17 protein-coding genes and 4 tRNA genes are annotated in these 16080 nt (G+C 71.7%); 16 read left to right on the top strand and 5 right to left on the bottom strand.

Translation table 11 applies throughout. The features are described from left to right. The first annotated feature begins 1 nt into the window (after position 1). The 5 genes from OG875_RS11860 (at position 2) to OG875_RS11840 (ending at position 5140) form a co-directional block, all read left to right on the top strand. The gene (locus OG875_RS11860) at positions 2–1600 is read left to right on the top strand and encodes a complex I subunit 4 family protein (protein WP_330174179.1); all 1599 of its coding nucleotides are present in this window, start codon (positions 2–4) and stop codon (positions 1598–1600) included. 2 nt (positions 1601–1602) lie between these two features. Continuing rightward, positions 1603–3282 carry an NADH-quinone oxidoreductase subunit N gene (locus OG875_RS11855; RefSeq protein ID WP_330177711.1) on the top strand — a complete coding sequence of 560 codons (1680 nt, stop codon included), beginning with the start codon at positions 1603–1605 and terminating at the stop codon, positions 3280–3282. Positions 3283–3468: 186 nt separating this feature from the next. Next, positions 3469–4332 carry a zinc metalloprotease HtpX gene (gene htpX / locus OG875_RS11850; protein ID WP_330174178.1) on the top strand — a complete coding sequence of 288 codons (864 nt, stop codon included), beginning with the start codon at positions 3469–3471 and terminating at the stop codon, positions 4330–4332. Further along, positions 4329–4721 (top strand): YccF domain-containing protein, encoded by a 393-nt coding sequence (locus OG875_RS11845; protein WP_330174177.1) that lies wholly within the window; start codon positions 4329–4331, stop codon positions 4719–4721. The genes htpX and OG875_RS11845 overlap by 4 nt, the downstream gene beginning before the upstream one ends. A 149-nt stretch (positions 4722–4870) precedes the next feature. Continuing rightward, a complete protein-coding gene (locus tag OG875_RS11840) occupies positions 4871–5140 on the top strand; it encodes a GlsB/YeaQ/YmgE family stress response membrane protein (protein WP_330174176.1) in 270 nt (89 codons plus the stop codon). A gap of 168 nt (positions 5141–5308) precedes the next feature. On the opposite strand, the gene OG875_RS11835 is transcribed toward OG875_RS11840, so the two are convergent. Beyond that, positions 5309–5797 carry a YajQ family cyclic di-GMP-binding protein gene (locus OG875_RS11835; RefSeq protein ID WP_330174175.1) on the bottom strand — a complete coding sequence of 163 codons (489 nt, stop codon included), beginning with the start codon at positions 5795–5797 and terminating at the stop codon, positions 5309–5311. Positions 5798–6023: 226 nt separating this feature from the next. Here OG875_RS11835 and OG875_RS11830 point away from each other — a divergent pair. Continuing rightward, positions 6024–6105: transfer RNA gene (locus OG875_RS11830), tRNA-Tyr, on the top strand. Positions 6106–6162: 57 nt separating this feature from the next. Here the strand turns inward: OG875_RS11830 and OG875_RS11825 are convergent. Next, the gene (locus OG875_RS11825) at positions 6163–6825 is read right to left on the bottom strand and encodes an SDR family oxidoreductase (RefSeq protein ID WP_330174174.1); all 663 of its coding nucleotides are present in this window, start codon (positions 6823–6825) and stop codon (positions 6163–6165) included. Positions 6826–6928: 103 nt separating this feature from the next. Next, positions 6929–8179, bottom strand: a complete 1251-nt coding sequence (locus tag OG875_RS11820) for an amidohydrolase family protein (protein WP_330174173.1) — start codon at positions 8177–8179, stop codon at positions 6929–6931. 384 nt (positions 8180–8563) lie between these two features. Between OG875_RS11820 and OG875_RS11815 the strand changes: the two genes are divergently transcribed. The 6 genes from OG875_RS11815 (at position 8564) to OG875_RS11790 (ending at position 11218) form a co-directional block, all read left to right on the top strand. Continuing rightward, positions 8564–8636: transfer RNA gene (locus OG875_RS11815), tRNA-Thr, on the top strand. Positions 8637–8683: 47 nt separating this feature from the next. Beyond that, positions 8684–8756, top strand: a tRNA-Met gene (locus OG875_RS11810). Between the two features lie 84 nt (positions 8757–8840). Continuing rightward, complete coding sequence (rpmG, locus tag OG875_RS11805) at positions 8841–9005, top strand: 50S ribosomal protein L33 (RefSeq protein WP_003956487.1); 165 nt, start codon at positions 8841–8843, stop codon at positions 9003–9005. Between the two features lie 118 nt (positions 9006–9123). After that, positions 9124–9576 carry a MaoC family dehydratase N-terminal domain-containing protein gene (locus OG875_RS11800; protein ID WP_330174172.1) on the top strand — a complete coding sequence of 151 codons (453 nt, stop codon included), beginning with the start codon at positions 9124–9126 and terminating at the stop codon, positions 9574–9576. Positions 9577–9581: 5 nt separating this feature from the next. Then, positions 9582–10010, top strand: a complete 429-nt coding sequence (locus OG875_RS11795) for a MaoC family dehydratase (RefSeq protein ID WP_330174171.1) — start codon at positions 9582–9584, stop codon at positions 10008–10010. 152 nt (positions 10011–10162) lie between these two features. Beyond that, the gene (locus OG875_RS11790; RefSeq protein ID WP_330174170.1) at positions 10163–11218 is read left to right on the top strand and encodes a UDP-N-acetylmuramate dehydrogenase; all 1056 of its coding nucleotides are present in this window, start codon (positions 10163–10165) and stop codon (positions 11216–11218) included. A gap of 91 nt (positions 11219–11309) precedes the next feature. Here the strand turns inward: OG875_RS11790 and OG875_RS11785 are convergent, their stop codons facing one another. Beyond that, entirely contained in the window at positions 11310–12368 is a 1059-nt protein-coding gene (locus OG875_RS11785; RefSeq protein WP_330174169.1) for an adenosine deaminase, read from the bottom strand. Between the two features lie 144 nt (positions 12369–12512). Then, a complete protein-coding gene (locus OG875_RS11780; protein WP_330174168.1) occupies positions 12513–13739 on the bottom strand; it encodes a pyridoxal phosphate-dependent aminotransferase in 1227 nt (408 codons plus the stop codon). 226 nt (positions 13740–13965) lie between these two features. Between OG875_RS11780 and OG875_RS11775 the strand changes: the two genes are divergently transcribed. From OG875_RS11775 to rplK, 4 genes are all read left to right on the top strand, one after another. Continuing rightward, positions 13966–14038, top strand: a tRNA-Trp gene (locus OG875_RS11775). A 108-nt stretch (positions 14039–14146) separates the two neighbouring features. After that, positions 14147–14437, top strand: coding sequence for a preprotein translocase subunit SecE (gene secE, locus OG875_RS11770; protein WP_330174167.1), 291 nt, complete (start codon positions 14147–14149; stop codon positions 14435–14437). A gap of 81 nt (positions 14438–14518) precedes the next feature. Next, the gene (gene nusG, locus OG875_RS11765; protein ID WP_330174166.1) at positions 14519–15430 is read left to right on the top strand and encodes a transcription termination/antitermination protein NusG; all 912 of its coding nucleotides are present in this window, start codon (positions 14519–14521) and stop codon (positions 15428–15430) included. A 201-nt stretch (positions 15431–15631) separates the two neighbouring features. Further along, complete coding sequence (gene rplK, locus OG875_RS11760; protein ID WP_023539372.1) at positions 15632–16066, top strand: 50S ribosomal protein L11; 435 nt, start codon at positions 15632–15634, stop codon at positions 16064–16066. Positions 16067–16080 lie beyond the last annotated feature (14 nt).

Here is a 16080-nt window from a genome sequence, read left to right as displayed (position 1 = left end):
CGTGATCGATATCAGCCCGTCCGTGATGCAGTTCCTTCTCGCGTTCACCCTCGCCGCCCCCCTGCTGGGCGCGGCCGCGGCCCTGCTGCCCGCCCCGCCCGGACTCCGCGGCACCGGCCCCGACCAGGCCGTACTGCGCCACGGCGTGACCACGACCGGCGTGATCCTCGCCGCCGCGATCGTCCTCGCTCTCGGCTTCGACCACGACCAGCCGTCCAGGATCCAGGCCACGACCGACATCAGCTGGATCCCCGCACTCGACGTGCGCGTCCACCTCGGCATCGACGGCATCTCCCTCCCCCTCCTGGTCCTGACCGCGCTGCTGACCTTCCTCTGCGCGCTCCACAGCTACTACAAGCCACCGACGGGCCCGTCCCCGAAGGCGTTCGTCGCCCTGCTGCTCCTCCTCGAATGCGGCACCCTCGCCACCTTCGCCGTCCTCGACCTGCTGCTCTTCTTCCTCGCCTTCGAGATCGTCCTCGTCCCCATGTACTTCCTCATCGCCCGCTGGGGCGGTGCCCAGCGGCAGGCCGCCGCCTGGAAGTTCATCCTCTACACGCTGCTCGGCTCCGTGGTCATGCTGCTCGGCCTGCTGCTCGTCGGGCTGCACGCGGGCACGTTCGACATGGTGGCACTCGCCACTGACAACGGCTCCGGACTGAGCAGGTCCGTGCAGGTCACCGCCGTTCTGGCGATCGGGATCGGGCTCGCGGTCAAGACCCCGATGTGGCCGCTGCACAGCTGGCTCCCCGACGCCCACACCGCCGCCCCGACCGTCGGCTCGGTGCTCCTCGCCGGGGTCATGCTCAAAATGGGTACGTACGGTTTCGTCCGTATCGTCCTGCCGATCGCCCCCGACGGCATGCGGACCTTCGCGCCCTACCTCGCCGCGTTCGCCGTCGTCGGCATCATCTACGGCTCCCTGGCCTGCCTCGCCCTCGCCCGGCGCGGCGCGGGCGGCGACCTCAAACGCCTCATCGCGTACTCCTCCGTCGGCCACATGGGCTTCGTCCTGCTCGGCATCGCGTCCATGACACCCACCGGCGTCAACGGCGCGCTCTTCGCCAACGTCGCCCACGGACTCATCACCGGCCTGCTGTTCTTCCTCGTCGGAGCCCTCAAGGACCGGTACGGCACGGCCGACCTCGACACCCTCGCCGGCGCCACCGGCGCCGCGCTCTACGGCCGGGCACCGCGCCTCGGCGGGCTGCTCGCCTTCGCCGCCGTCGCCTCGCTCGGCCTGCCCGGCCTCGCCGGATTCTGGGGCGAGATGCTCGCCATGTTCGGCGCCTTCGACCCCGCCCCCGGCCTCAGCCGCCCCGCCTTCCTCACCTTCACCGCGATCGCCTGCCTCGGCACGCTGCTCACCGCCGCGTATCTGCTGATCGTGGTCCGGCGCGTCTGCATGGGCGCCACCACCCGGCCGGCGGGCGCGGAAGCGGCCGGCCCGATGCCCGAACTCGCCGACGTCCACGGCTACGAACTCGCCGCCTGGACCCCGCTCGTCGCCCTCACCGTCCTCGCCGGACTCTGGCCCGCCGTCCTCCTCGGCCTCACCGACCCGGCCGTGCAGAAGCTTCTCGCAGGAGGCACGTCGTGATCATGGCCGCTGCCCAGGGCGCCACCGACGGCGCCGCCAGCCTGGTCCAGTCCGTCGACTGGCTCGCCCTCGCGCCCCCGGCCCTCACCGCCGCCGTCGCGCTGATCGTCCTGGTCGCCGACCTGTTCCTGCCCGGACGCCGCAAGCCGCTGCTCGGCGCCGTCTCCGTGGCCGGACTCGCCGCCGCGCTCCTGCTGCTCCTCCCGCTGCGCTCCGGCGACCGGTCCACCTTCTGCCTCACTGCCGACCCCGGCGTGTGCAGCTACACCGCCGACCACTTCACGCTCGCCATCCAGCTCCTGGTCCTCGGCGGCGCGCTGCTCACCGCGCTGCTCTCCGTCACCGAGGTCGGCGAGGCCGGCGAGACCGGCGTGGCCGCCGGGACCGCAGCGACCGGGGCCGCCGAAGCCGAAACCCGCGCCGGCGCGGGCGCCCGTGCCGACGCCGGAGCCCGTGCCGGAGGCACCAGCGGCACCACCAAGCTCCCCCCGGGCGAGTTCTGGTTCCTGCTGCTCTCCTCGGCCGCCGGAGCCGCCCTCCTGCCCGCCGCCCGCGACCTCGCCACCCTCGTCGTCGCCCTTGAGGTCGCCACCCTCCCCGCCTTCGCCCTCGTCGGCCTCAAACGCGGCGACCGCCTCTCCTCCGAGGCCGCCCTGAAGTTCTTCCTGTCGTCCGTGACGGCCACCGCCGTCATGCTGCTCGGCGTCAGCTTCGTGTACGCCGCCACCGGCACCCTGCATCTCACCGAGATCGCGGACCGCCTCGACTCCGTCCCCGGACAGCTCGGCACCCTGGCCTCGGCGGGCGTCGCCCTGACCCTCGTCGGCTTCGCCTTCAAGACCGCCGCCGCGCCCTTCCACTTCTGGGTCCCCGACACGTACGTCGGCGCGCCCCTGCCCATCGCCGCGTACCTCTCCGTCGTCGGCAAGGCCGTCGGCTTCTCCGGCCTCATCCTGGTGACGGTCGTCGCCTTCCCCGGCCACTCCGACGTCTGGGGCCCGCTCCTCGCCGTCCTCGCCGCCCTCACCATGACCGTCGGCAACGTCGCCGCGCTCCGCCAGTCGCCCACGCGCGCGTACAGCGCCGTACGCCTCCTCGCCTGGTCGTCCGTCGCCCAGGCCGGCTACCTCCTGGTGCCGATCGCGGCTGCGGCGTACGCCGGCACGGACCGGATCGGCTCCACCGTCGCGTACGCCCTGATGTACGCCGTCGTGAACCTCGGCGCGTTCGCCGTCGCGGCCGTGGTCGCCCGTACGAAGCCCCTGAACCGTCTCGCGGACTACCGGGGCCTCGCCTCCCGGCGCCCCCTCACCGCGCTCGCCCTGGGCTTCTTCCTGCTCTGCCTGGCCGGACTGCCGCCCGGTGTCATCGGCCTCTTCGCGAAGGTCACCGTCTTCTCCTCGGCCGTCGACGCCGGGCTCGGGTGGCTGGCCGTCGTGATGGCCGTCAACGTCGTCGTCGCGCTCTTCTACTACCTCCGTTGGACGGCGACGCTCTTCCAGGCCCCCGAGACCCCCGGGGCCGCGCGGGCGGCCGACGCCCCGGCCCCCGCCGGGCCCCTCGCGGTCCGCCCCGCCCCCGCCCCCGTCCTCGCCGCCGTCGCCCTGACGGCCGCCGCGGCAGTCGCCCTGTCCGGAGCCCCCCAGCTGGTCCTCCGCCTGGCGACCGAGAGCCTCTTCTGAGGGAGCCGCCGCCCCGGCGCCCCGCCTCCCCCGCCCGCCCCGCCACCCGTACGGCGTACGCCCCCGCACGGGCCCGCCGGGGAACCCGTGACCCCCGCCTGGCGTTGACCAGTGAGGAAGGGTCCACTGGAGGTGGAGCAGCGTCACGCAGAGGGTTCCCCTGCCGCACGATTTGGAGGGCGTTCCGTGCACCGCCGGCACAACGGGTTGAGGACCGCCGCACTCCTCGGGGGACTGTCCGCCCTCATCATCGTCATCGGCGGCCTCTTCGGCCGGACGGGGCTGATCGTCGCGGTCGTCGTCGCGCTCGCCACCAACGCCTACGCGTACTGGAACAGCGACAGACTCGCGCTGCGCGCCATGCGGGCCCGCCCGGTCAGCGAGTTCGAGGCACCGGAGCTCTACCGAGTCGTCCGCGAGCTCTCCACCACCGCGCGCCGTCCCATGCCCCGGCTCTACATCTCACCGACCCGGGCCCCCAACGCCTTCGCCACCGGCCGCAACGCCCGCAACGCCGCCGTCTGTTGCACGGACGGAATCCTCCAGCTCCTGGACGAACGGGAGCTGCGCGGCGTCCTCGGCCACGAACTGAGCCATGTCCACAACCGCGACATCCTGATCTCCTCGGTCGCCGGAGCCCTCGCCTCGGTCGTGATGTTCCTGGTGAACTTCGCCTGGCTGGTGCCCATCGGCCGCTCGGACGACGACGAGGGCCCCGGCATCGTCGGGCTGCTGCTGGTGATGGTGCTCGGTCCGCTGGCCGCGTCGGTGATCCAGCTGGCCGTGAGCCGTTCGCGGGAGTACGAGGCGGACGCGTCGAGCGCCCAGCTCACGGGCGACCCGCTGGCCCTGGCCAGCGCCCTGCGCAAACTCGAAACCGGCACCAAACAGCTGCCGTTGCCGCCGGAGCCACGGATCGAGACGGCGAGTCATCTGATGATCGTCAACCCGTTCCGTCCGGGGCAGGGGGTGTCGAGAATGTTCTCCACGCATCCGCCGACGGCGGAGCGCATCGCCCGACTAGAGCAGATGGCAGGTGGCCGTCCATGAAGACAATCCTCAACATCATCTGGCTCGTCCTGAGCGGCTTCTGGCTGTTCCTCGGTTACGTGTTCGCCGGACTGCTGCTGTGCGTCACGATCATCGGCATCCCCTTCGGCCTCGCGGCCTTCCGGATCGCCGTCTACGCGCTGTGGCCGTTCGGCTACACGACGGTCGAGAAGCGCGACGCGGGCTCGCCGTCGTTCGTCGGCAACGTCCTGTGGCTGATCCTGGCGGGCTGGTGGCTCGCCCTCGGTCACATCTTCACCGGGATCGCGCTCTGCGTGACGATCATCGGTATTCCGCTCGGCCTCGCCAACTTCAAGCTGATCCCGGTGTCGCTGCTGCCCTTCGGCCGCGAGATCGTCCGTACTGACGAGGCGTTCGCGGGCTGGTGACCCCATCGGGGGCGTACGGCGCGGGGCGCGAGCCCGACGTGCCGTACGCCCCGGAACGCCGCCGGAACCGCACGGAACAGCTCCCGCAACCGCGGCCCGGCCCGTCGGCGTCCTTACCGAGGACACCGCACGAAAGGCAGGTCCACGCCATGTCCCTGATCGGCTGGCTCGTCCTCGGACTCCTCGCCGGAGTCGTCGCCAAGATCCTGCTGCCCGGCCGCGACCCGGGCGGCCTCGTCGGCACCACCCTGATCGGCATCGCGGGCGCCTTCATCGGCGGCTGGATGTCGTCCCGCTGGCTGGACCGCCCGATCTCCAACGACTTCTACGACGCCGCCACCTGGGCCGCCGCCATCGCCGGCGCCCTGGTCCTGCTGATCGTCTACCGCATCCTCTTCGGCCACTCCCGCTCCCGCTGAACCCCGGACGGGCCGCCGCCGGGCGCCGAGCCCGGCCCGCGGGGGCCGCCCGTCGGCACGACGAGGGCCGCCGCCGGGTGCGCCCCGGCCGGCCGGCCCCCGTCCGTGCCCCGACGGGCACGCTCCGCCGTGCGGCCCGGCAACGCCCGTGCGCGCCGGACCGGTCGGTCAGCGGTAGTTCACGTACTGGAGCGCGAAGTCGAAGTCCTGCCCCTTCAACAGCGCCTGCACGGCCTGGAGATCGTCCCGGCTCTTCGAGCTGACGCGCAGTTCGTCGCCCTGTACGAGCGCCTTGACGCCCTTCGGGCCCTCATCGCGGATGATCTTGGCGACCTTCTTGGCGTTCTCCTGGGAGATGCCCTCCTCGATGGAGGCGAAGATCTTGTACTCCTTGCCGGACTGCTGCGGCTCGCCCGCGTCCAGCGCCTTCAGCGAGATGCCCCGCTTGATCAGCTTGGACTGGAAGACGTCGAGGATCGCCTTGACGCGCTCCTCGGAGTTGGCCTGCATCACGATCTTCTCGCCGGACCAGGCGATCGAGGCTCCGACGTTCTTGAAGTCGTACCGCTGGGAGACCTCCTTCGCGGTCTGGTTGAGGGCGTTGTCGACCTCCTGCCGCTCGACCTTCGAGACGATGTCGAAACTGGAGTCGGCCATGTCCTGTGGCTCCTTGGATCGGGTTGTGGAAAAGAGTGCCGCGACGTGCGCCGCGACCGGTGCCGAAAGCACGGCCGGACCGCCGCCCGCCGGTGCGAAGCCTAGCGATCCGCGCCTGCTCCCGGCCGGTTCAATCCGGTGGCGGAGCACCCCCGCGCATCGGGTATCGTTTACGTCGTCGCCAGGGAGCGGGGCTCAACGCGCCGGTCCCACCACGACATCCCATGGCGGTGTGCCCGAGTGGCCAATGGGAGCGGACTGTAAATCCGCCGGCTTAGCCTTCCCAGGTTCGAATCCTGGCGCCGCCACACGGAAGTAACGGCCCCCGGCCCGCGAGAAGCGGACCGGGGGCTGTTTCGTACCCGTCAGTGGGACGGCGGAGCGACGGCCCGCACCGCCTCACCGACCGGCACGGCCCCGCTGATCAGCTCAAGCGTCAGCCCCGCCGCCGACGGCGACTCCACCAACTCCGCCAGGGTCGCGGCCACATCGTCGCGCGGCACCGGACCACGGCCCGTGGACGGCGCCAGGTTCACCAGGCCCGTCCCCGCGTCGTTGGTGAGCATCCCCGGCCGCAGCACCGTCGCCTCCAGCCCCGGCAGCGACAGCACGTACGCGTCCGCCGCGCCCTTCGCCCGCAGATAGTGGTCGAAGACGTCGTCGCCCTCGTGGGACGCGTCGGCGCCCATGGACGAGACGATCACGTAGCGCCGTACGCCCGCCCGCAGCGCCGCGTCGGCCAGCAGCACCGCCGCACCCCGGTCGACGGTGTCCTTGCGCTCCACGGAGCTGCCAGGCCCCGCCCAGGCGGCGAAGACCACCACGTCCGCGCCCTCCAGGACGGCGGCGGTCTCGTCGACCGAGGCCGACTCCAGGTCGAGCACCACCGGTTCGGCGCCCGCCTCCCGCAGTTCCCGCTCCTGTTCGGCCTTGCGGACGATGCCCGCGACCCCGTGTTCGCGCGCGGCGAGCAACCGCTCCAGCCGCAGCGCGATCTGACCATGTCCTCCGGCGATGGCAATTCGCATGGTCACGACCGTACGTCCGACGGGCCGTCCACGCGCACACGCCACCGCTCCCCGCGCGCGCACCACCTCCTACAGAGGTCGCCGTCCCCACCGGCCGCGCCGGTCACGGCCCGCCCTCCGGCCGCCCCTGGCGTCCCTGCCTCGGCAGGTCGGGCGCCACGGCCACCGCCGAGTCGCGGTACTCCCGCACCGCGTTCGTCCGCGCCACCACCCGGCCCCGGTGAATGACGATCCTGCTGTACGCGAGCGACAGCACCCCCTCCAGCCGGTCCCCGCGCACCGCGAGCAGCTCGGCCGGGAAGCCCGCCTCCACCCGTACCTCCGGCAGTCCCATGACCTCCCGCGCGGCCGTGCTCACCGTCCCGTACGCCTCCGCCGCCCGCAGTCCTCCTTGGGACGCGAGCAGATACGCCGCCTCCAGGGGGTCCCCGCGCCCCACCGGATTGGCCACGTCCCGCACGGCGCCGCTGCCGGCCGCCACCCGCACCCCGGCCGCCCGCAGCAGCCGCACCGGAGCCACGCCCCGCTCCCGCGCCCCGCCGCAGCCGCCCTGGGGCAGACAGACGACCGTGACCCCCGCAGCGGCCAGCCCGTCGGCCGCCCGCCCCGCCACGTCCGCCGCCAGCCGGGACAGACCCGCGCAGGGCCCGATCGCGACACCGGGCCGCAGCCCGCCGGCCATCGTGGCGAGCCGCGCGAGCCGGGCCGGATCGCCGCCGTCCGTATGGAGGTCGACGGGACACCCGTGCTCGGCGGCGACGGTCAGCACCGCCTCCGTGTACCCGGCCGGGTCGGGGTCCAGGTCCGGACAGCCGCCCACCACGCCCGCGCCCATCTTCACCGCGTCCCGCAGCATCGCCAGCCCGTCGGCGCCCGCCACCCCGGTCAGCAGGCGCGGCACGGCCACCACCGACAGATCACCGAGCCCGCGCAGCGACCGCCGGGCCCGCAGTACCGCCGCCATGGGCTCCAACTCCTGCGCGTCGCCGATCCGTACGTGCGTGCGCAGCGTCGTCGCCCCGTGCCCGACCTGGAGCAGCGCGGCCTCCGTGGCGCGGCGCTGGACGTCGTCGGGGTCGTACGAGACGGGCCTGTCCGGGGCGACGGCGCTGAGCGCGGTGTCGCCGTGCGCGTGCGGTTCGGCGGGGGCGGGCAGCAGCAGGTGCCCGTCGAGGTCCACGCACGCCCCGGGCGCGGCGAGACTGCCGGCGGTGCCCACCGCCTCGATTCGGCCGCCGCTCAGCCGGACGTCCACGACGCGGCCGTCGGTGAGCCGGGCCCCGCGCAGCAGGAGCGCCGTGGCGTTGGCCGTGGCGCCGTGCGGCGGTCCCGGCTGAGGCTGGCTGTCGGGCATCGGGCTCCGTGCTGGTGGGTGGGGCGGGCTTCCGGACCGGGCCGGGGGCTCCGACCGAGGGCTCTGACGTGCGTGAACACACGGCGCGGACCGAGCCTAGAGCCGCCCGGGGCGGCCTTCGAGGAGGAAGCGAATAGTCATACCGGCGTGGCTCCCCGTGGTGCAGGGGCGATCCCCGGAGCGGCGCCGGAGCGGCACGGAAGCGGCATCGAAGCGGCATCGAAGCGGTGCGCGGGCGGTGCCCGGAGCCGTGCGCGGGCGCGGCACGACGAGCGCCTCGACGGGCTCCCGAAACGGGAGGGACGGGTGTGACGAGAGACGGACGAGGGACCGGGAAACGGATTTGGGCGATCGGCGAAGGAGCGTGTAATGTCTTCATCGCTCGCCCCAATAGCTCAGTCGGTAGAGCGTCTCCATGGTAAGGAGAAGGTCTACGGTTCGATTCCGTATTGGGGCTCAGATGTACGGCGCTCCTCGCCTCCGGGCGAGGAGATCCGGCATCGCAGCGGTGTAGCTCAGTCGGTAGAGCAAGCGGCTCATAATCGCTGTGTCACCGGTTCAAGTCCGGTCACCGCTACACACGGTAGCCGATGGTAGGGGCGATCCTTCGATCGGCTACTCTTTTATGCGTTAACCCGTCAATCTGTCCAGGAGCACTCACGTGGCTGCCACCGACGTCCGCCCGAAGATCACGCTGGCCTGCGTGGAGTGCAAGGAGCGGAACTACATCACCAAGAAGAACCGGCGCAACAACCCGGACCGTCTTGAGATGAAGAAGCACTGCCCTCGTTGCAACTCGCACACGGCTCACCGCGAAACGCGCTGACCCAGGCTCGCACCCGAGGCCGTCCCCTTAACGGGGGGCGGCCTCGTGTCGTTTGACGTGCCCGATCCATAGTTGTGCACCATTCATCAGGGCCATCTCATCAGGAGGGAACGCGTCCATGGCGCTCGACCAGTCCTTCGTCGGACGGAGCTATCCACCCACCGAGCCGTACGAGGTCGGCCGGGAGAAGATCCGCGAATTCGCCGAGGCGGTGGGTGACGCCAGTCCCGCGTACACCGACCCCGACGCGGCGAAGGCGTTCGGCCACCTCGACGTGATCGCTCCGCCGACCTTCGTGTTCGCCATCACCTTCAAGGCCGCCCGCGAGGTCATCGCCGATCCGCAGCTCGGGCTCGACTACAGCCGGGTCGTCCACGGCGACCAGAGGTTCACGTACACCCGGCCCGTCCGGGCGGGCGACCGGCTGACCGTCACCTCGACCATCGAGTCGGTCAGGACGATGGCGGGCAACGACATCCTCGACGTGCGCGGCGAGGTGCGTGACGAGGCGGGCGAGCACGTCGTGACCGCGTGGACCAAGCTGGTGGCGCGCGCCGCCGAGGGGGAGTGACACCGATGGCCACGAACATCGCCTACGACGACGTCGAGGTCGGTACGGAGCTGCCCGCCGCCGCCTTCCCGGTGACCCGCGACACCCTGGTGCGCTACGCGGGCGCGTCCGGCGACTTCAACCCGATCCACTGGAACGAGAAGTTCGCCGTCGGGGTCGGGCTGCCCGACGTCATCGCGCACGGCATGTTCACGATGGCCTCGGCGGTCCGGGTGGTGACCGACTGGGTCGGCGACCCGGGGGCCGTGGTCGAGTACGGCGTCCGCTTCACCCGGCCGGTCGTGGTGCCCGACGACGGCATCGGCGCGGTGATCGAGGTGACCGGGAAGGTCGGCGACAAGCTGGACGAGAACCGGGTCCGCGTGGACCTGACCGTGACCAGCGACGGCAAGAAGGTGCTGGGCATGTCCCGCGCCGTCGTCCAGCTGGCCTGACGCCTCGGCCCGACGCCCCGGCCGGACGCCTCAGGCCCTGACGCCCCGGCGCCCCCACGCCCGGCGGCGCCCGGACGACCCCGGACAACCCCTGAACGGCACGGTCCGGTGCGGAGACGATTCGTCCCCGCACCGGACCGTAGTCTTGTCCCGTGCAGGAACTCCACGACGCCCCCCTCGCCCCCCTGACCACCTTCCGCCTCGGCGGCCCCGCCACCCGGCTGATCACCGCGACCACCGACGACGAGGTCGTCGCGGCCGTACGCGCGGCGGACGACGCGGGCACCCCGCTCCTGATCATCGGCGGCGGCAGCAATCTGGTCATCGGCGACAAGGGCTTCGAGGGCACCGCCCTGCGGATCGCCACCCGTGGCGTCGACCTGGCCGGTACGGCGCTGGAACTGGCCGCCGGCGAGACCTGGACCGACGCCGTCACCCGTACCGTCGAGGCGGGCCTCGCGGGCGTCGAGTGCCTGGCCGGCATCCCCGGCTCGGCCGGCGCCACCCCGATCCAGAACGTCGGCGCGTACGGCCAGGAGGTGTCCAGCACCCTCACGGAGGTCGTCGCCCTCGACCGTGTCACCGGCGAGATCCTGACCCTCGGCAACGCCGACTGCCGGTTCTCCTACCGGCACAGCGCCTTCAAGGAGCACCCCGAGCGCCATGTCGTCCTGCGCGTGCGCTTCGCGCTGGAGGACGCGGGCGGGCTGTCCGCCCCCGTCAAGTACGCCGAGACGGCCCGCGCCCTCGGCGTCGAACCGGGTGACCGGGTCCCGCTGGCCGACGCCCGCCGGACCGTCCTCGGCCTGCGCGCGGGCAAGGGCATGGTGCTCGACCCGGCGGACCACGACACCTGGTCGGCCGGCTCCTTCTTCACCAACCCGATCCTGGACGACGAGGGGTACGCGGCCTTCCTCGCCCGCGCGGCGCGGCGGCTGGGCCCGGACGTCACCCCGCCCGCCTACCCGGCGGGGGAGGGGCGCGTGAAGACGTCGGCGGCGTGGCTGATCGACCGCGCGGGCTTCACCAAGGGGTACGGCACGGGCCGGGCCCGTATCTCCACCAAGCACACGCTGGCCCTGACCAACCGGGGCGACGCCACCACCGAGGACCTGCTCGCGCTCGCCCGGGAGGTGGTCGCCGGGGTGCGTGACGCGTTCGGGATCACCCTGGTCAACGAGCCGGTGACGGTCGGCGTCAGTCTCTGAAGCCGCTGACCGGCCCACGACGCGCCCCGACCGCACGCCCCGCCCCGCACCCCGCCCGCGCCGCACCCGGGCCCAGGCACCCGGCCCCGCGTCAGTCCTCCAGCCAGCCGTCGATCCCCGCCAGCAGCTTGTCCCGCGTGCCGTCCGGCGCCGCCGAGCCCCGTACCGACTGCCGCGCCAGCTCGGCCAGTTCGGCGTCCGTGAACCCGTGGTACTTGCGCGCCAGTTCGTACTGCGCCGCCAGCCGGTCGCCGAACAGCAGCGGGTCGTCCGCGCCCAGCGCCATCGGCACCCCGGCGTCGAACAGCGTGCGCAGCGGTACGTCGGCGGGCTTCTCGTAGACGCCCAGCGCCACGTTCGACGCCGGGCACACCTCGCAGGTCACCCCCCGCTCGGCCAGCTTGCGCAGCAGCCGGGGGTCCTCGGCCGCCCGTACGCCGTGCCCGACCCGGGTCGCGCGCAGATCGTCCAGGCAGTCCCGTACGGACGAGGGCCCGCTCAGCTCACCGCCGTGCGGCGCCGCCAGCAGCCCGCCCTCCCGGGCGATGGCGAAGGCCCGGTCGAAGTCCCGTGCCATGCCCCGGCGTTCGTCGTTCGACAGGCCGAACCCGACGACCCCCCGGTCCGCGTACCGCACCGCGAGCCGTGCCAGGGTGCGGGCGTCCAGCGGGTGCTTCATCCGGTTCGCGGCCACCACCACCCGCATCCCGAGCCCGGTGTCCCGGGCCGCCGCGTCCACGGCGTCCAGGATGATCTCCAGTGCCGGGATCAGCCCGCCCAGCAGCGGGGCGTACGAGGTGGGGTCGACCTGGATCTCCAGCCACCCGGAGCCGTCCCGTACGTCCTCCTCGGCGGCCTCGCGCACCAGCCGCTGGATGTCCTCGGGGGAGCGCAGACAGGACCGGGCGATGTCGTAGAGCCGCTGGAAGCGGAACCAGCCCCGCTCGTCGGTCGCCCGCAGTTCGGGCGGCTCACCGCCGGTGAGCGCCTCGGGCAGATGGACGCCGTACTTGTCGGCGAGCTCCAGCAGGGTCGTGGGGCGCATCGAACCGGTGAAGTGCAGATGCAGATGGGCCTTGGGCAGCAGACGGAGGTCGCGGGTGGCGCGGTCGTCGTGCGGATGGCGCGGGGGGCCGGAAACGTTCTCCATCCAGGGATCTTGCCGTACGCGGGCGGACTCCGGGACCCCCTTTCCCCCTTCGGGGTCTTGCCCGAACGCAAGAACGGGCCCCTGGACAGCGCGTCCAGGGGCCCGTGTTCTTCCGGTCACACGGCTGCCGGGGGCAGCCGGGCGTCAGTCGCGGGCCTCGGCCAGCAGCTTCTGGAGCCGGGCCGCCCCCTCCACCAGGTCCTCGTCGCCCAGGGCGTACGACAGGCGCAGATAACCCGGCGTACCGAACGCCTCACCCGGTACGACCGCGACCTCGGCCTCTTCGAGGATCAGCGTCGCCAGCTCGACCGAACTGGCCGGACGGCTGCCCCGGATCTCCTTGCCGAGCAGCGCCTTCACCGAGGGGTAGACGTAGAACGCGCCCTCGGGCTCCGGGCAGACCACGCCCTCGATCTCGTTGAGCATCCGCACGATGATGCCCCGGCGCCGGTCGAAGGCGGTCCGCATCTCGTCCACCGCGTCCAGTCCGCCGTCGAGGGCGGCGATCGCGGCGGCCTGCGAGACGTTGGCCACGTTCGACGTCGCGTGCGACTGGAGGTTCGTCGCGGCCTTCACCACGTCCTTGGGGCCGACGACCCAGCCCACCCGCCAGCCGGTCATCGCGTACGTCTTGGCGACACCGTTGACCACGACGCACTTGTCGCGCAGCTCCGGCACGACCGCGGGGAGCGAGGTGAACTCGGCGTCCCCGTAGACCAGGTGCTCGTAGATCTCGTCCGTCATGACCCACAGGCCGTGCTCGGCCGCCCAGCGGCCGATCGCCTCGGTGTCGGCGCGGCTGTAGACGGCGCCCGTCGGATTGGAGGGCGAGACGAAGAGCACGACCTTCGTACGCTCGGTGCGCGCCGCCTCCAGCTGCTCGACGGTGACCCGGTAGCCGCTGGTCTCGTCGGTCACGACCTCCACCGGGACACCGCCGGCCAGCCGGATCGACTCGGGGTACGTCGTCCAGTAAGGCGCCGGGACCACGACCTCGTCGCCCGGGTCGAGGATCGCGGCGAACGCCTCGTAGATCGCCTGCTTGCCGCCGTTGGTCACCAGGACCTGGGCGGGGTCGATCTCGTAGCCGGAGTCACGCAGCGTCTTGGCGACGATGGCGGCCTTCAGCTCGGGGAGCCCGCCCGCCGGGGTGTAGCGGTGGTACTTCGGGTCGTGGCAGGCCTCACTCGCGGCCTCGACGATGTAGCCGGGCGTCGGGAAGTCGGGCTCGCCGGCCCCGAAGCCGATCACCGGACGGCCGGCGGCCTTGAGGGCCTTGGCCTTGGCGTCGACGGCGAGGGTGGCGGACTCGGAGATTGCGCCGACTCGGGCGGAGACCCGGCGCTCGGTCGGAGGGATTGCAGCGCTCATACGGGCCATGGTCCCAGACCTCCGGAGACCGGGGCACGGCCGTTCCGCCGACTGGACAGCGGCCCGGCGGACGGGCGGCGGGTCCGGACAAGACCCGGTCCCGTGTTACCTGTTCGACGCATGGCCCCCGAGCACGTACACTCACTGGTCGTTGGCCCTCACCCGCCACCGCCGATCCGCACACACCGTGCTCCCGGTCGGATGCGGTAGGTTGGGGAAAACGCAAAGGGTCGTAGCTCAATTGGTAGAGCACTGGTCTCCAAAACCAGCGGTTGGGGGTTCAAGTCCCTCCGGCCCTGCTACACACTCCTCCGCCAGGATGTGTGCGCATGTACGTACTTCAAAAGCACTGCCGTGCGGCTCCATCGGGCGCGGCGCGGCCACGACCCGGAATCAGGTGAGAGAGCGTGACGGACGCCGTGGGCTCCATCGACAAGCCTGATGCTGACGATGACGAGACCGCAGAGTCGGGCAAGAAGACCCGCAAGGGCGGCAAGCGAGGCAAGAAGGGCCCCCTGGGCCGCCTCGCGATCTTCTACCGCCAGATCATCGCGGAGCTGCGCAAGGTCGTCTGGCCGACCCGCAACCAGCTGACGACCTACACGACTGTTGTGATCGTCTTCGTCGTCATCATGATCGGTCTGGTGACCGTCATCGACTTCGGCTTCCAGCGACTGGTCAAGTTCGTCTTCGGCTAGAGCCAACGGAGGCGGGGGACGCCGACAGGCGTCCTTTTCCGCATGTTCCACCCATTGTGAAGCGCAGGAAGAAGCAGCCACGTGTCTGACCCGAACCTGAACGACGCCAACGAGGCGGTCGAGTCCCGCGCGGACGAGACCGACATTGTTGAGGCGGCGGACGCTGTCGAGCCAGACGAGGCCGAAGCCGCTGACGCGGAGGCCGGCGAGCCGGCCGAGGAGTCGGCGCTGCACGGCGAGGACGCGGACGAGGACGACGAGGCCACCGACGGCGCCGAGTCCGACGAGATCACCGACGGCGCCGAGTCCGACGAGATCACCGCGGAGTCCGACTCCGACGAGGACGCCGAGCCCGCCGAGGAACCCGCCGTCGCGGCCGACCCGGTCGCCGCGCTCCGCGAGGAGCTGCGCGGGCTGCCCGGCGAGTGGTACGTGATCCACACCTACGCGGGCTACGAGAAGCGCGTGAAGGCCAACCTGGAACAGCGCGCCGTCTCGCTCAACGTCGAGGACTTCATCTACTCGGCCGAGGTGCCCGAGGAAGAGATCGTCCAGATCAAGAACGGCGAGCGCAAGAACGTCCGCCAGAACAAGCTTCCGGGTTACGTCCTGGTCCGGATGGACCTGACGAACGAGTCCTGGGGTGTCGTACGCAACACCCCCGGCGTCACCGGCTTCGTCGGCAACGCCTACGACCCGTACCCGCTGACGCTGGACGAGATCGTCAAGATGCTCGCCCCCGAGGCCGAGGAGAAGGCCGCGCGCGAGGCGGCCGAGGCCGAGGGCAAGCCGATGCCGTCCCGCAAGGTCGAGGTCCAGGTGCTGGACTTCGAGGTCGGCGACTCGGTCACCGTCACCGACGGCCCGTTCGCGACGCTCCAGGCGACGATCAACGAGATCAACGCCGACTCGAAGAAGGTCAAGGGCCTGGTCGAGATCTTCGGCCGCGAGACCCCGGTCGAGCTGAGCTTCGACCAGATCCAGAAGAACTGACGCGCCCCGCGCGCGCTCGCAAGCCATTTCCGAGCAGGTCGGACAGGCTCTCGCAGGGGATCGCGCCCCGTATGCGGGAGCGCGTCTGACCTGCTCGGTTTTTGGCCGTGCGACGGTACCCGTTATCGTTGCGCGGTATGCCCGCGTCCGGACGACCGGATTGCCGGGCCGGAACACTCTCACTAGGACCCGGAGAGAGCAATGCCTCCCAAGAAGAAGAAGGTCACGGGGCTCATCAAGCTCCAGATCTCGGCCGGCGCGGCCAACCCGGCTCCGCCGGTCGGCCCCGCGCTGGGCCAGCACGGCGTCAACATCATGGAGTTCTGCAAGGCGTACAACGCCGCGACCGAGTCGCAGCGCGGCATGGTCGTGCCGGTGGAGATCACGGTCTACGAGGACCGTTCCTTCACCTTCATCACCAAGACCCCCCCGGCCGCGAAGCTGATCCTCAAGGCCGCGGGTGTGGACAAGGGCTCCGGCGAGCCGCACGTCAAGAAGGTCGCCAAGCTCACCCGCGACCAGGTGCGTGACATCGCCACGACGAAGATGCCCGACCTGAACGCCAACGACCTGGACGCCGCCGAGAAGATCATCGCCGGCACCGCCCGTTCCATGGGCATCACGGTCGAGGGCTGAGTCCCGCCCGGCGT

Origin of the sequence: Streptomyces sp. NBC_01498 (assembly GCF_036327775.1) — a bacterium.
Lineage (GTDB): Bacteria > Actinomycetota > Actinomycetes > Streptomycetales > Streptomycetaceae > Streptomyces.
The sequence above is the reverse complement of the archived record's forward strand: the minus strand, read 5'-3'. Positions and strand labels throughout refer to the sequence as shown.